Annotated in this window: 17 protein-coding genes and 3 pseudogenes; 10 read left to right on the forward strand and 10 right to left on the reverse strand. The window is 66.0% G+C overall.

Features of this window, described 5'->3' with window-relative positions:
- The first annotated feature begins 81 nt into the window (after positions 1-81).
- Positions 82-1,842 carry a hypothetical protein gene (locus tag ACH34T_RS03355; RefSeq protein WP_395990443.1) on the forward strand — a complete coding sequence of 587 codons (1,761 nt, stop codon included), beginning with the start codon at positions 82-84 and terminating at the stop codon, positions 1,840-1,842.
- On the opposite strand, the gene ACH34T_RS03360 is transcribed toward ACH34T_RS03355, so the two are convergent.
- Positions 1,829-2,611 (reverse strand): hypothetical protein, encoded by a 783-nt coding sequence (locus tag ACH34T_RS03360; protein WP_395990444.1) that lies wholly within the window; start codon positions 2,609-2,611, stop codon positions 1,829-1,831. The two genes, ACH34T_RS03355 and ACH34T_RS03360, sit on opposite strands and share 14 nt — an antisense overlap.
- Before the next feature lie 21 nt (positions 2,612-2,632).
- Between ACH34T_RS03360 and ACH34T_RS03365 the strand changes: the two genes are divergently transcribed.
- From ACH34T_RS03365 to ACH34T_RS03390, 6 genes and pseudogenes are all read left to right on the forward strand, one after another.
- Positions 2,633-2,986 (forward strand): hypothetical protein, encoded by a 354-nt coding sequence (locus ACH34T_RS03365; RefSeq protein ID WP_395990445.1) that lies wholly within the window; start codon positions 2,633-2,635, stop codon positions 2,984-2,986.
- On the forward strand, positions 2,961-3,167 hold the full coding sequence (locus tag ACH34T_RS03370; RefSeq protein ID WP_395990446.1) for a DUF6879 family protein: 207 nt from the start codon (positions 2,961-2,963) through the stop codon (positions 3,165-3,167). The genes ACH34T_RS03365 and ACH34T_RS03370 overlap by 26 nt, the downstream gene beginning before the upstream one ends.
- Positions 3,074-3,415: pseudogene (locus ACH34T_RS03375) on the forward strand (DUF6879 family protein); the annotation flags it as partial. The gene ACH34T_RS03370 and the pseudogene ACH34T_RS03375, both read left to right, overlap by 94 nt.
- Before the next feature lie 107 nt (positions 3,416-3,522).
- Positions 3,523-3,846 carry a helix-turn-helix domain-containing protein gene (locus tag ACH34T_RS03380; protein ID WP_395990447.1) on the forward strand — a complete coding sequence of 108 codons (324 nt, stop codon included), beginning with the start codon at positions 3,523-3,525 and terminating at the stop codon, positions 3,844-3,846.
- Entirely contained in the window at positions 3,843-4,277 is a 435-nt protein-coding gene (locus tag ACH34T_RS03385; protein WP_395990448.1) for a Scr1 family TA system antitoxin-like transcriptional regulator, read from the forward strand. The genes ACH34T_RS03380 and ACH34T_RS03385 overlap by 4 nt, the downstream gene beginning before the upstream one ends.
- A gap of 274 nt (positions 4,278-4,551) precedes the next feature.
- Positions 4,552-4,716, forward strand: coding sequence for a hypothetical protein (locus ACH34T_RS03390; protein WP_395990449.1), 165 nt, complete (start codon positions 4,552-4,554; stop codon positions 4,714-4,716).
- A gap of 248 nt (positions 4,717-4,964) precedes the next feature.
- Here ACH34T_RS03390 and ACH34T_RS03395 read toward each other — a convergent pair whose 3' ends face one another.
- The 4 genes and pseudogenes from ACH34T_RS03395 to ACH34T_RS03410 form a co-directional block, all read right to left on the reverse strand.
- A complete protein-coding gene (locus ACH34T_RS03395; RefSeq protein ID WP_395990450.1) occupies positions 4,965-5,288 on the reverse strand; it encodes a hypothetical protein in 324 nt (107 codons plus the stop codon).
- A 205-nt stretch (positions 5,289-5,493) separates the two neighbouring features.
- Positions 5,494-5,778, reverse strand: a complete 285-nt coding sequence (locus tag ACH34T_RS03400; protein WP_395990451.1) for a CU044_2847 family protein — start codon at positions 5,776-5,778, stop codon at positions 5,494-5,496.
- Between the two features lie 451 nt (positions 5,779-6,229).
- Positions 6,230-6,718 carry a GyrI-like domain-containing protein gene (locus tag ACH34T_RS03405; protein ID WP_395990452.1) on the reverse strand — a complete coding sequence of 163 codons (489 nt, stop codon included), beginning with the start codon at positions 6,716-6,718 and terminating at the stop codon, positions 6,230-6,232.
- A 320-nt stretch (positions 6,719-7,038) separates the two neighbouring features.
- Positions 7,039-8,279, reverse strand: a pseudogene (locus tag ACH34T_RS03410) (IS256 family transposase).
- A gap of 253 nt (positions 8,280-8,532) precedes the next feature.
- Here ACH34T_RS03410 and ACH34T_RS03415 point away from each other — a divergent pair.
- Entirely contained in the window at positions 8,533-8,724 is a 192-nt protein-coding gene (locus tag ACH34T_RS03415; RefSeq protein WP_395990453.1) for a hypothetical protein, read from the forward strand.
- Positions 8,725-8,787: 63 nt separating this feature from the next.
- The gene (locus tag ACH34T_RS03420; protein WP_395990454.1) at positions 8,788-9,006 is read left to right on the forward strand and encodes a helix-turn-helix domain-containing protein; all 219 of its coding nucleotides are present in this window, start codon (positions 8,788-8,790) and stop codon (positions 9,004-9,006) included.
- A 46-nt stretch (positions 9,007-9,052) separates the two neighbouring features.
- Here ACH34T_RS03420 and ACH34T_RS03425 read toward each other — a convergent pair.
- The 5 genes and pseudogenes from ACH34T_RS03425 to ACH34T_RS03445 form a co-directional block, all read right to left on the reverse strand.
- Positions 9,053-9,253, reverse strand: a pseudogene (locus tag ACH34T_RS03425) (IS3 family transposase); the annotation flags it as partial.
- A gap of 12 nt (positions 9,254-9,265) precedes the next feature.
- Positions 9,266-10,327, reverse strand: coding sequence for an IS110 family transposase (locus tag ACH34T_RS03430; RefSeq protein WP_395990455.1), 1,062 nt, complete (start codon positions 10,325-10,327; stop codon positions 9,266-9,268).
- A gap of 187 nt (positions 10,328-10,514) precedes the next feature.
- The gene (locus ACH34T_RS03435) at positions 10,515-10,703 is read right to left on the reverse strand and encodes a hypothetical protein (RefSeq protein ID WP_395990456.1); all 189 of its coding nucleotides are present in this window, start codon (positions 10,701-10,703) and stop codon (positions 10,515-10,517) included.
- A gap of 988 nt (positions 10,704-11,691) precedes the next feature.
- A complete protein-coding gene (locus tag ACH34T_RS03440; protein WP_395990457.1) occupies positions 11,692-12,021 on the reverse strand; it encodes an IS3 family transposase in 330 nt (109 codons plus the stop codon).
- A gap of 138 nt (positions 12,022-12,159) precedes the next feature.
- Positions 12,160-12,321 (reverse strand): transposase, encoded by a 162-nt coding sequence (locus ACH34T_RS03445; RefSeq protein ID WP_395990458.1) that lies wholly within the window; start codon positions 12,319-12,321, stop codon positions 12,160-12,162.
- A gap of 155 nt (positions 12,322-12,476) precedes the next feature.
- On the opposite strand from ACH34T_RS03445, the gene ACH34T_RS03450 reads away from it, so the two are divergent.
- Positions 12,477-13,421, forward strand: coding sequence for a tyrosine-type recombinase/integrase (locus tag ACH34T_RS03450; RefSeq protein WP_395990852.1), 945 nt, complete (start codon positions 12,477-12,479; stop codon positions 13,419-13,421).
- Positions 13,422-13,794 lie beyond the last annotated feature (373 nt).

The following is a 13,794-nucleotide window of genomic DNA, read 5'->3' on the forward strand; positions in this document are numbered from 1 at the left end:
GCTTACCACGACCGCCAGCGTAAGGATCATGCTTTGGTGCGCCGAATCTCGAATAATAGGAACTCAGATCCTCCGCCGTCGGTGACCATTGCAAGCCTCGAAGAATATGCTATTGCAGCCGACCGACATGCTGCGACCCTTGTCGATAAGACAGATTTTGATCTCCTTGTCCAGTGTCGACAGGTTCGCCGTGATTTTGAGAGAGACAGGTCAAACGAGGATGCGCGCCGAGATTCGCTGGCTCTTGCCTATGAGGTCCACAAGCGGTGCAATGGGGATCCGCTGAGCCTCGTCCAGCTTATCGCTGTAGCCGCGATGCAACGCGGAGAAACAGTCGAGATGCGAAGCGTGGACCTCCAGGATGTGGTCATAGACCTGGCCGCCGGCGTATGGGCCTTGGGTGGGAAAAACGTTCACGTCGTCGTGCTAAATGATGAATTCGCTCTCCGTCGCAGTTCGAACGCGGCCCGCGTCCTTGAGAAGATTGGGCTTCTAGTTTCTGTTCTCCATGCTGGGATGGGTGAGCAGGATCGAGGGCAGGCCTATCGTGCCGATGTTGTCTATGGAAGTCCTGAACAGTTTTCTCAAGACTATCTTTTCGACAACATGACTTGCGATTCCGCGCTGGTGAGACAGCAGGGGCATGGGGTAGCGATCCTCGATGAGATCGAATCGATTCTCGTTGACAAGGCAGAGCAACAGCAGGTGATCAATACCGTGTCCGAAACGCAACCCGTGACCTTGGCGCGGGTTAGCGTACACGACTACTTCCGTCTCTATACCCACCTTCTCGGTGCTTCGAGCAGAGCAAGTAAGTATTGCAAAGAACTTTGCGCCGGATATGGACTGACTCCAGTATCGACCTCAACAGAGAACCCTTCTTCCATCAAGGTCAAGAGCCTTGTCCACAGCACCTCCGAGGAAAAATGCAGATCACTTCTGGATGACGTGAGAAAGACGCTTTCTCAGGGATGGCCAGTTATTGTCGCGGGAGCGCGGGACGTAGATGTAGACCTTTTGAAGGAAGTTCTGAACGAGCATGGCATAGCGTATGTGGCGACTTCTCCTGTCGATCCTGGACACAATGAATCGATTATGCTGGGGAGTCGAGAGCCTGGTCGGGTTGTGATCGTCAATGGCTCACACCTTCGAGGTGTTCACCTGGCGGACCGGGCTCACGTCTCCAACAATTCGCTTATTGCTATTGTCGGTCAGTGTGGTTCCCGTCGAGCCGACAGTCGCGTCGAAGAACTCTTGTCGACGATGACCGAGAATGAGATCGTCAGATACGTGGACATAGAAGATCTTGCTATCCCGAGTGTTGTTTGGCGGCTTCTGGGGCCGTTGAAGAGTATGCGCATTGTGAGTCGGGATAAATTTGAAAGAGCGTTTCTTAAGCAAACGTACGAAATGCAGCAGGCATTTGATCTTGCATGCATCGACGGATGGCGTGAGAGAAACCCGAACGACTCGTTCGAGGCGTCGCAGCGTATGGCCATCTATTCGATGAGGCGTCGGGTACTAACAGTCCCAGATCCATCGGTTCTCTTGGGTGAGGTGTTTGGATCACATGCGGCAAGAGGAACCGAAGTGCTGGAACGTCGGATTGCCGAGCTCGGCGCATATACCGCCAACGAGGTTTTCCGGCAAATTCTGCTGTCTAGGATTGATCGCTACTGGTCTTTGCAGTTGACGGTCATTGATGAGCTTACGGCAAAATTGCGACGCTCTAAAGAAGTGTCCCCCGGTGATGCCGTCAAGTTTTCCGATCAATCATACTTCAAGATGGTCGATGATATCCTTGTTGAAACACTCGAATACTTCGCGGTTATTCAGTTGTGAAGGATGCCGCCGTGACATCGAGGAAGCCGCTGAGCTGGGCGATCGTCGTTGTCAGCCGCGTGCCTGGGAAGGAGTTCGAGTTTGCAGTCGAATGGCCCGAAGATTTCAAACTGGATGAAGAAATCATCAGACAAAAGGCTACTTTTGTGGGCTGATCGTCAGGTCCGGAGGCCACACCTGTCGACTCACCGTCTATGACCGTCACCGCCTGTATCAGGAAATCGGAGACGCTTTTAGTGAAGGGGAGCCCGTCCCGCCATCTCGGCAGGTGCTTGGGTATGCGCGGCGAGGAGCCGGTGCGCGGTGTGTTCGGGGTGGCCTCGCAGCATGCGGCGCGGGCCATGTCGGTGTGGAGCCGCGCTCGGCGTTCGGGGGTGGGGAACATGGCTGGGTGCAGCTCGTGGCCTGCGGCGAGGGCTTCGCCGGCGTCGCCGAGGGCCCACCGCACCCCGACTTCGTAGAGGGTGACCTGCGGCCGGTCGATCGAGAATCGGGTCGACAACGACCATGGGTGCGGTTGTGGTTCGGGGAGCCGGCCGACGGCTTGTGCGGCGTCGGCGATCATTTCGAGGGCTCGGTCGCGTTCGTTTCCCAGGGCGTAGTTGTAGCTGGTGGTGGCGAGCATTTGTGCGTAGGCGCGGGCGGGGCTGGTGAGTCCGGCGCGGGCGATGCGTTCGGCGGCTTGCAGGGTGATCTGCTCGGCGAGTTGGTGCTGGCCTTCGTGCCGCAGGATGATGCCGCGGGTTCGTGCGGCCGAGGCCATCGCCACCGGGTCTTCGGACCGGTCGGCGTGCAGCGTGGCCCAGTCCGCCGCGATGTGGGCCTGCCGGTCGGCGCCGACCTTGCTGAGCGTCTCGGCGGCCAGGTCGTAGCAGGCCGCGGCCAGGACGAACCCGCTCGGGCCGCCCGTCGGTTCCGCGGCGTGTCCAGCGGCGGTGAGCAGGTGGGGCAGTTCGGTCAGCTAAGGGCGGTCCTGGTGGCCAAGGCGGTCACCGGTGCGGTCGACGTGGCGCAAGTCCTGGAGCACACGCCGATCGGGGACGACGAGATGTTGGTCAGGATGCCGTCCCGGATGCGGGCCACGATCCTGAGCGCGCTGTCGGGAGAGGAGCCCGGGGATGACGGAGTTGCCCCCGCTCGGTGAGCTGCTGGCGCGAAATGAGCGGTCGGTGGTGCATCTGTCGCTGCGCGACACCTACTGCGATCCGGCCGAGGCGAAGCGGGTGGCGGCCTGGCGGGCCGGGCATCGCGACGCCCCGCCGATCAGGCGTCGTGGTGGCGGCCGTTCCACCAGGACGTCGCCGATACCGTCGCCCGCGGGGTGAGCGTGCGGCGGGCCCGGATCGTGTCGGAGCCGATCACCGAGTATGTCCGGTTCGAGTACGACATCACCTTCCAGAACCTGGCCGCCGGCGAACAGGTGCGGTGGCTGCCCCGCTGGCGCGCCTCCCGCCTGGTGCTGCCTGGTGACGACTTTTGGTTGTTCGACGACCACGCCATCCGCTGGCATCACTTCGCCGGTGATGGCACCTGGGTGCAGGACGAGCTCGACGACGACGCGGACGCCATCGCCCTGTGCCGCCGGTCCTTTGCGGCGGTCTGGGACCTCGCGGTCCCGCATCGCGACTACTCATCGCGACTACTCCCCGCGCTGAGCGCCTCGAAGAATCCCGCGCCCCGATGCCCGTCTCCCCGTCCTCGGCCGCTCAGGACGCCCGCCAGGCCGTCGCCGACCAGTTGCGCGCCCTGCGTCAGGACGCGAAGCTGTCCGCGATCGGCCTGGCCGAACAGGCGGGCCGGCGCCGCACGAAGATCAGCAAGATCGAGCACGCCACACGCCCCGCCACCACTGAGGACATCCGCACCTGGTGCAGCATCTGCGGCGCGGACGATCAGGCCGCGGATCTGATCACGGCGGCCCGCGAGGCCGACTCGATGTATGTGGAGTGGCGGCGGGCGCACCGGACCGGGCTGCGGCGGATGCAAGAGGCACGCAAGCGGTGACGGCCTTCCAGGCCACCCCCGACGACGTCGCCGCCGCGGTGCAGGCCCGGCTGGACCGCTCGCAGGTGATCCACCAGGCCGGGCGCCGGTTCGCCGTGGTCATCGAGGAGGAGGTGCTGCGGCACCGGATCGGCGACGCCGAGACGATGGCCGGGCAGCTCGGGCACCTGCTGTCGGTAATGCCGCTGCCGGCGGTGTCGCTGGGCGTCATCCCGTTCGCGGGCCCGTCACGCGAGATGTGGCCGGTGCCGACCTTCGACGTCTTCGACGAGCGGCGGGTACACATCGAGCTGCTGTCGGCCACGGTGACCATCACCGCGCCCACCGAGGTCGGCGTCTACGTCAAGGCCCACACCCGGCTCTCCGCGGCCGCCGTCCACGGCGCCGCCGCCCGCGGGCTCATCACGGCAGCCATCGACGCCCTGGGGTAGATCACCCGCCACATTCGGGCACACGTGGACCACGGCCCGCGCACGTCGCGAAGGTCGGTGAAGACCGCACCGACCACGCCGCCCCGGGGAGCTCGATCGAACCCCTGAACCGCAACCGCCCGACAGGTGAACCAGGCCCCACCGTGCTGGCTACCCCCATGCTCGCTTCCCGCCACGGCATCACCCACACCGGGCAACAAGATGCTGGGCTGGGCGGAATCACCGCCGATGCGATGGATCGCGCGGCCAGCAGCCACCGCCGGAGCCTGCCGTGGTGTTGCAGCAGCTCCGGGCCACCTATCCGCACTGGGCGTTTCTGTGCGCCGCGGCCGACCGATGGATCGCGGTCCGCGGCCGCGACCTGACCCTCGTCTGCCAGACGCCGATCGAGCTGCGCGCAGCGCTCGACACGACCCACTCCGCCAGCACCCGAGGCTAGTTGGCCAACGCGCTCCGCGCAGCAGCCGACCGCGCGCCGTCCGCTCCTCCCGCTCCTGTTCCGCACCCCTTCTCTGGTCCGCGCTGGGAGACCGCCATGCCTGCATCCGTCATGCCCCGGCCGCGCCTGCTTCCCTGGTCAGGCGGCTGATCCGCGGCGTCGAGCACGCCACCGGGCGCGCTGCCCGCGACGCCGCCGGCCCTTTCTTTTCGGCGAGGATCCTGCTCTCGGTTGTGCTCAGGGGTTGTTCAGTCGCTCATCCGGCAGGGCGGAGTGGTCTCGGCGCCGTCGGGCAGGAGTTTGCGCTCCCCGTCGGTGTAGGGGCGGTCGTTGACTGCGCACAGGTCCGGCAGCCAGTGGTCGCGGTCGAGGTCGATAGACAGCAGGCCGCCATCTGATAGGCCGACCAATGTGTGGCCCCTCGTCAGCCATTTCACCGAAGCCCCCGGCGCGTCCAGCTTGGCGATGGTCCTGCCCAGGTCGATGTCCCAGAACTCGAGCCCGCTGCTCCCGGACTCTATGAGTACCAGCCCGCCCTGGGTGAAGCCTATGACCTTCCGATCGTTCGGCAACGGGATCGGGGGTCTGGCCGGACCGTGGCCCGGGCGACGACATGCGCACATGTGCAGACCAGGCGGGGTCCAATCAGAAAACCCGTGCCGACGATTCGATGGGCGGAATCGCGGATCCGGACGACGGCGGATTCCAGACCCGTGCCCCTGGCACCCGCTTCGTCAGACTGCCTCATCCCGGTGCCTCCGCCCCCCGGCCATCGGCTTACCTGATGGTATTACCGCCGGTCTTGTCCCACTCCACGCTCACCACGAAATTGGCCTCGCTCCCGGCCTGGGCGATGACGACACCGGCCGCGGCGGTGACCTTGATGCCGAACTTGACCGTCACCCGGTCCGGGGGCTCGGCTATCTCTCGCATCTGGCCGAGTACCGCCTGCACGGCGGGCATGCTGCGACGCAGGGCGTCCTGAAGCGTCTCGCTGGCGTCGTGGACCGCGCGTGTGCCCAGTCCTACACGATCCAGTCGCGCCCCCACCTCATCGGCCACCTCCCCGAGGATGACGTCCCCACCGTCCGGCGGAAACTCCACAACCTGCGGCAAAACCGGAGCACCTCCAAATCCGGCCAGGAATCAAGTCCACGGCGGCGGAGTGGGCCTGGTGTCCGGGGAGGCGGCATATCGTGGGCGCTCGGGCCGTTCCCGTGGTGGCCGACGGGGAGCCCGACGGCCGGGCACAGCAGGACCGTGTGCGATTGGCCGCGCGTCCACACGGCGGCGCGCCACACGCGTACCCCACGAAAGTAAAAAGGGTGCAGTTCCTTTGGAGGGACTCCCGCTAGGTCTGCCACCTGCAGGTTTGCAGGAGCGGCCGCCGGCGTCAGACGAAGTGGCGTTGAGCGAACTACCTGTTCGCAGCGATGTTGATCTCGCTTCAAATGTGGGTGCCCGCTGAACGAGCCACCAAGTCGCTACGAACCAACTCCTCCGCAGGGGTGTTTCAAGGGTGGTGGGCGAGTTTGAAGACGAGTTCGGTCTCCCACTTGGCGGGGTCGGGCTCCTGGGTGGGATCGGTCTCGTAGACCTCAAGGCGACAGGCCCACCGGTCGTTGGTGACGTCCCAGGTCAGCTGCCTGGCTTTTGCCCAGTCGAACAACTCGGTGGTCAGGTCCAGCAGGCCGTCGGGGTGGCCGGTGTGGGTGAGGGTCGCGTACTGCCCGGCGGGCAGTGTCCCTGCGAGGACCCCGCCGTCGCCCTCGACCGGCGCCGGGACGGGGATGCCTGCCTCGATCTCCAGTTCGCCGTCCATGTCGATCACGTTGTACTTGAGGAAGGGTGCTCCGGCCGGGACGATTCCGCGCGCGCCGAGCCAGTCGAAGAGCTCCGGGATTCGGTCGGCGACCTCGCCAATTGTTTGCATCGTGACCCGCCGCCTGATCGCCACGTACGGCTGTGCGGCGCGTTCCTCGATGTTGGGTTTCGTCGTCATGGATAGACCGACCGCCTGGTCGTACGAAACTCATCGGTCACAGACGGGTGAAGGGCTACACGCTGACCGAACACGCCGAGGACGTCCTCCGCAGGGAACCCGCTGGCTGACCGGCAGCCTTCCTTCGGCGGCGGCCGCGGGCCCGGCAGGCACGAGAAGCGGGCGCGCGCGGTCTACCGTGTCCGCGGCTGGCGATGCCGTTCCGGACTGTTCCGACCTGCTCCAGGGCATGGCCTGACGTGCGTTTTCAGGTCGGGCGGTGGGTCACGTCCAGCGGAGTGGTGTAAGAGTTGATCTCCGCGTGATCCTGTTTCTGCAGGTTAAGCGGTGAGTTCCCTGCGGTCGATCTCGGGGTCGGGTGTGGTGTCTTCGATGACGCGCAGGCGGGCTTTGGTCAGGAACTCCAGTCCCATGTAGCGGCGGGCTTCGGTCCATTCGTCGGTCTGTTCCCTCAGGACCGCGCCGACCAGGCGGACGATCGCGGCCCGGTCGGGGAAGATCCCGACCACATCGGTGCGCCGGCGGATCTCCTTGTTGAGGCGATCCTGCGGGTTGTTGGACCAGATCTGCCGCCACAGCTGCCGCGGGAAGGCCGTGAAGGCCAGCAGGTCCGGTTCGGCCTCGGCCAGGTGCTCGGCCGCGTTTGAGTGCTTGGCCTGCAGCGAGTCGACGAGGCGGGCGTGCTGGGCGTGGACCTCTTCGGCGGCGGGCTGGTCAAAGATGGTACGCACCAGCGTGGCCACCCACGGCTGCGCCGACTTGGGCACCCTGGTCAGCAGGTTGCGCAGGTAGTGCGTCCGGCACCGCTGCCAGCCCGCGCCCGGCAACGTCGAGCCGATCGCCTCGATCAGCCCGGCGTGGGCGTCGGAGATGACCAGTTGCACGCCGATCAGGCCGCGGGTGACCAGCCCGCGCAGGAACGCCACCCATCCCGCACCATCCTCGGCCGAGGTCACCTCGACCCCGAGGATCTCGCGGTGCCCGTCGGTATTGACGCCGGTGGCCACCAGCACGTGGACGTTGACGATCCGGCCGCCGTCGCGGACCTTCTGGGTCAGGGCGTCCACCCACACGAACGCATACGGCCCGCCCTCCAAGGGCCGGTTGCGGAACGCGGCCACCTGGGCGTCCAGCACCTTGGACATCTCACTGACCTGGCTGCGGGAGATGCCCTTGATGCCTATCTGCTCCACCAGCTCGTCCACCCGCCGCGTCGAGACACCCAGCAGATAGGACGTGGCCACCACACTGACCAGGGCCTGCTCGGCCCGGCGACGCCGCTCCAGCAGCCACTCGGGGAAGTACGAGCCCGACCGCAGCTTCGGGATCGCCAGCTCCACGGTGCCGGCGCGGGCGTCCCAGTCCCGCGCCCGGTAGCCGTTGCGGTGGTTGACCCGCTCGTCCGAGCGCTGTCAGTATCCGGCACCGCAAACGGCGTCGGCGTCCGCGCTCATCAGAGCCTCGGCCATCGTCTTGACCATCGCCGCAACACATCGGGCTCACACGCACCGATCTGCTCGGCCAGCCAGCGAGCAGGGTCCACACTGTTGTCCACGGCCATCGCGTTCCTCTCCTTCTGATCTTGGTCGATTCGAAGGAGGGTTTGTGTCACGCGACACAAAACCGAGATCAGCCGAATTGTGTTCACGGGAGAAAAGCAGTGATTGAGGTATCTGCCCGATTATTTCGTTGGTGCGGTGCGGGCAGAGTGTTCCGATTGTTTCTGATCTTCGTCTTCGTGTGGCCCTGCGTGGGCGGCGGCTGGCCTACTGGTGGCCGTCCGAACTCCTGACACTCGACGAAGGACCGCATCTGTGCAGGACGCCGGACTAGAACCGGTCCAGCGGCTGGTCGCGCTCCTCTGCGGCATCAAAGACGAACGGCTGGTCACCCGGGCGTCGTTCTTCGCCGCCCACGAAACCCGCAAAGCCCGCGCCGCCGGGCTCCCCTTGCACGTCACCGCCCACGAAGACGTCCTCATCCTCCGCAAGCCGCCAGAACTGTGAAGGTGCAGGTCACGAAAGCTGATGACGCTCGACGGGAGTCGCTGATGACCCGAGGCCGGGGCGATGAGTGAGGGTGATCCGCTGCTGTACGCCCCGCAGGAGGCGGCGGAGCTGCTGGGCGTAAAGGGGTCGTGGTTGCGCCGCAAGGCTGCGGCGCGGGATGTGCCGTGCACCTTTGTGGGCAAGCACCTGCGGTTCTCCCGCGCTGACCTGGAGGCGATCGTCGCTGCGGGAGCGCGACCCGCCCGATGGCGGCCGTCTGAGCCGTACCGGGTTTGGTGAAGTCCTTGATGTGCCCCGAGTTCCGTGGTGTCGCGTTACCGGAATCTCATGCCAGCTGTCGGGTCGGGTGGATCCTCTCGTACTCGATCGGGGTGGGCATTCCCAGTGCGCTGTGGCGGCGTCGGCGGTTGTAGAAGATCTCCAGGTATTCGAAGATCGCGTTGGCCAGCTCGATGCGGGTGCGCCAGCGTTGCCGGTTGAGCGGTTCGGTCTGCATCCGGTCCCAGAATGACTCGACGACGGCGTTGATGCCTCTATGTCAAGCGGTTGTGGCGGTGTCCGGCGGAGGATTGGACGAGACCGGAGGTGACAGGGCAAATGTGATGTCGCGATAGACCTCTCGTGCGATGTAGCGCTGGAGGCGTCGGAGGATGTCTTTGCGGTCCTTGCCCTCGGTGGTGCGTTTGGCACCATATTGCTGGGTGCGGGGGTCGTGGACCAGTCGGACGTGCGCGATTATCCAGAGCGCCGAGTTGGCAACGCGGTCGCCTCCGAGGTTGAGGCGTCGGCGTTCGCAGCGGCCGCTGGAGTGCTCGATGGGGCTGACGCCGCAGAGTGCGGCAAAGCTCGCTTCGGTGCGTAGCCGGTCGGGATTATCGCCGGCGGTTACCAGGAGTTGGGCCGCGGTGATAGGTCCGATTCCGGGTCGGGCTAGCAGGTTGGGAACAGTCTCCCGGACGAGCGTGACGATGCTCTGTTCCAGTTCCTGGATTTCTTGGTGAAGCATTAGCCATCGTCGGCCGAGGACGCCGAGCGCTTTGAACGTGCCGTTGTCGGGACTCAGTGCGGCGCAGGCTCGGGCGCGATGGGCAGGCCGCCGCTGGTCCAGGCGCTCGCGCATTTCATCGTGGAGGTCGTGGACCAGTGCTCGCAACTGGTTGTTGGCTTGGGTACGTGCTTTGATCGCGCTGCGGCGGGCCAGCAGCAGCGACCGGAGTTCGCCGACCGGTCCGCTACGGTCCTTGGGCACTGCTGACGCCTCGCCGGCCAGGACGGCGCGGGCGGCTGCCTCGGCGTCCACGGAGTCGCTCTTGCCCTTGCGGCGGCGTCGCGAACGGTCGGGCCGGTTGACCTCGATGACCCCGATGCCCTGGTCCATCAGACGGCAGGAGAGCCGGTGACCATAGCTGCCGGTGCCTTCAACCCCGGCCCGGACCACCTCGCCGTATTGCTGCACCCATTCCGCCAGCTCGGCGTTGCCGCGATCGGTGGTGGCAAAGGCTGCAGTCGCGACTTTCCGGCCGAGTGCGTCCAGGAGCACGGCGACGTTCACGTCCTTGTGGGTATCAACGCCGAGGGCGAGCTGAGACTCAGGGAGCATTGGGGACCTGTCCAGGGAGTGACGATGTCTGGTCGGTGAACGGGCCGCCCAGCGGACAGGACACTCAACGTGCACGTCAACGCCTCTATCGGGTCACACCGGTCGGGCCGCTCCACACAACGGACGTCGTTCCGGGGCCGACAGATCAACGCAGAGACACTCCGAGGAGGATCAGTCATAGCACGGGTCAGGCCACCGGAACGACGCCCACAGCCATGATCATGGACTGAGTGTCGTAGCAGTCGCCGATGGAGCCCATGGAGGCGACCAGGCCGGATTCCTTGGCGCGTTCGGTGAACGCCCAGGAGGTGTATTGCACCCCGTGGTCGGAGTGGATCAAGGTACCCGGTGGCGGTTGGCGGTTCTGGATTGCCATGCCCAGCGCTTGGGGATCGCCTTCTCCCGCACCGGACGCGGAGCGAACCGGCTGGCCTTGAGATCGTCGCGCAGCCCGGTCAGCAGTTCCGCTGCGGCCGGGCCGACATCGCGCGGTGCGATGCCACCCGACTCCGGCCGTTCGTGCGCCCCTGTTGCCCCGCACCCGGCTCCAGGCCACCACCAGGAAGGCCGGGTCATAGCGGGTCATAGACGAGGTTACGGAGATCATCGAAGCGACGGCCAGGATCAGCCTTCGCCCATCGGTGCAGCTTGCGTTGCATCGCCCGTACTCCCACCTCGGCCTCATCCAGACCGGGCCACGACGCGCCGGTATTCACCAGCGACCTCCGGGATCAGCACCCATGCCGCGAACACGCTGGACCCCTTGGCCATGTGACCGGCTTTCCCGGTCCCGGACTACTACGGGTCCTCCGCCCCACCCCGGCGGCATCAGCCGACGGCGGGCCTTCCCACCAGATCGCCGGCTGCGATCCGGATCGGGGGCCACCGGGATGGTTCCCACGTTCACTGTCGAACCGTTCGACGGGGCCGGCGCCCAGCTATGCCCCTGCAGCATCGCCGCGACTACGCCGCAGACCTTCACCGCGGCCTCCCGACCGGCGACATCAACCGGCCCAGAAGTTCCCCGCACCACACTGCCGTGCGGGTGCGCGCTGCTACCCAGCCCTGATCCGCCAGGTTCGAGCTGGTGGCTCTCTTGAGGAGCGTTCAGCCGCTGGTTCCTCACGTGCGCCTTTCCGTCTCGCTTGCCGAGCACGGGCCATCTGACGGTACTGACCCGCCTCGTCGTTGACAGGGCTGCTTCCCGCCCTCCCCGGCACCTCCCGGTTCAGGCTGCCCTCTGCTTCACCCGGCCCGCTGCAACAGGCCGGGGACGGTGTCCTTTCACCACCGCACGGTTCGTCAGCGCCTCGTGGCGCTCGATATCGGTAGCCCACAACTGGTCAGGGGCGCTTCGGGTGAAGTCACGGTCGACCAGATCGGCGGCGGGGGGCCTGGTGCTTAAGCCGCGGTCGCCGCACCCCGGGCAAGCCCCTGAGCCGGGCCCTGCGCATCAGAAGCTCTACTGCGCCGTGGCCGACCTGGATGCCCAGACCGAGGGTGAGTTCGGCGTGAACGCGGCGGCCACCGTAGGCGCCGCGGGCGTCGGCGTGGACGGCGCGGATCTGCTCGGTCAGCCACGCGTGCCGCAGCGCCCGGGCCGAGGGCGGTCGGCGGCGCCACATGTGGAAACCGGACTCTGACACCTTCAGGATCTTGCAGCAGGCGGCAATGGGCAGGCCGTCGGTGGCCATCACCTCGATGGCCTCGAACCTCCTTTGGGGGCACCGCCTCTCTCAGCAGATCGATCGCCCGGCGGGTGCTGGTCAGTTCGGTCTCCAGCTCGGCGATGCGGCGGCGCGCCGCGACCAGTTCCGCGTGGTCGGACGAGGTCAGGCGGGCTCCAGGCCAGCGTCGATACGGGCTTGGCGCAGCCAGACGTAGATGGTCTGGCTGGGCATGTCCAACTCGGCAGCGACCTGCCTGACCGGCCGCCCGGACTTCACCAGATCCAACACCTTGCGGCGGAACTCAGGGGGATAGCTACGGGGCATCCGCTGCCTCTCCTCGTGATCAACAGCACGAGGATTCCAGCAACCCGACACCACCAAAGCCGGGGCACATCAAAGGACTTCACCAAACCCGGTACGGCTCAGAAACCGACGCGCGGCGCGGGCAGTTCATCGATCCCAACACCGCGCGCACCAGCCTGGCCGAGTGGGCCCACACCTGGCGGCGATCCCATTCGGTGGCTCCCAGCACCCTCGCCAAGTATGACCACTACCTCGACACCCACATCCTGCCCGCTTTCGGCGAGGTCGGCCTGGACGCAATCCGTCGGCTGGCGGTCAAGCAGTGGGCGCAGGAGTTGTCGGCGCGGTATGGGCCCAGCACCGTCAGCGGGATCGTCACTCTGCTGTCGATCGTCCTCACCGAAGCCGTGAACGAACGCATGATCGCCCACAACCCCATCCAGGGACACAGGCGCGGCCAGTTGGGCGCCGGCCACCATGACCGTTCGAACAGAGGCCGTCCAATACCGACGGCCGGGCAGGTTCGGCAGATCTGTGCGCGGGTCCGGCGGGTGGGCGGCCGGGACATGGAGATCATGGTGATCACCGCCGCGTGGACCGGGATGCGCTGGGGCGAGCTGGCGGGGCTCGCCCGCGGCAACTGCCGCACCGGCGACGGATACCTCGTGATCGACCCCGACGTCGGGTCGCTGCATGAGGTCGGCGCCCGGCTGTGGCTTGGGCCGCCCAAGAGCCGGGCCGCCGCCCGGCGGATCGATCTGCCGGCCTTCCTGGCTGAGTTGCTGGAGGAAGTGATGGCCGGTCACGATCAGGACCAAGTCTTCGTGGCTTCCCGGGGTGGATGGCTGCGCCGGTCCCACTTCTGCCGCCGTGTCTGGCGTCCGACCTGCGATGGCAGCCTGGCCCCGGGCAGCACGGAGCCGCCGATCCTGACCGGCGCGGTGTTTCACGGGCTGCGGCCTTACCACAAGACCGTGCTGGATGAACTGGACGTGCCCGAAGTCATCAAGCACGAGCGGATGGGCCACAAGATGAAGGGCATCCAGGGCGTCTACAGCCATGTCACCGACGCCATGCGCAGGCGCCTGGTCGCCCGGCTGCAACGCCGCTGGCGCAGCTGACACTTCACATGCTGGACAGCCCGATCCCGCCGTTTGGGTGGCATCGGGCTGTCCCGCGCGTTCGGCGGAGGCGAAGCCCGGGTACGTCGCGGCTCGCAGCACACCCTGGGCCAGCCCGCCCTCTCATCAGGGGACGGTTGTGTAGAGGCGGGCGCTGCCGGCTGGGCACTGCTTTGGTGGGTGGCAGCACGCGGTTTTCGGTGAGGTGGGCCAGGTCGGCGCCCTGCACTTCGACAAGGACACCCGCAGGATCCCCAAACACGACGCCAGGCGGTACTACCTGGACTCTCGCGGGGACTTCTACCGCGACAAGCTCTCAGCTTGTCGTTTAACCCTGATCTTCGTGACTGGTGTGCAACGACTCGAATCGGAC

Origin of the sequence: Actinomadura sp. 9N215 (genome assembly GCF_044326345.1) — a bacterium.
GTDB lineage: Bacteria > Actinomycetota > Actinomycetes > Streptosporangiales > Streptosporangiaceae > Spirillospora.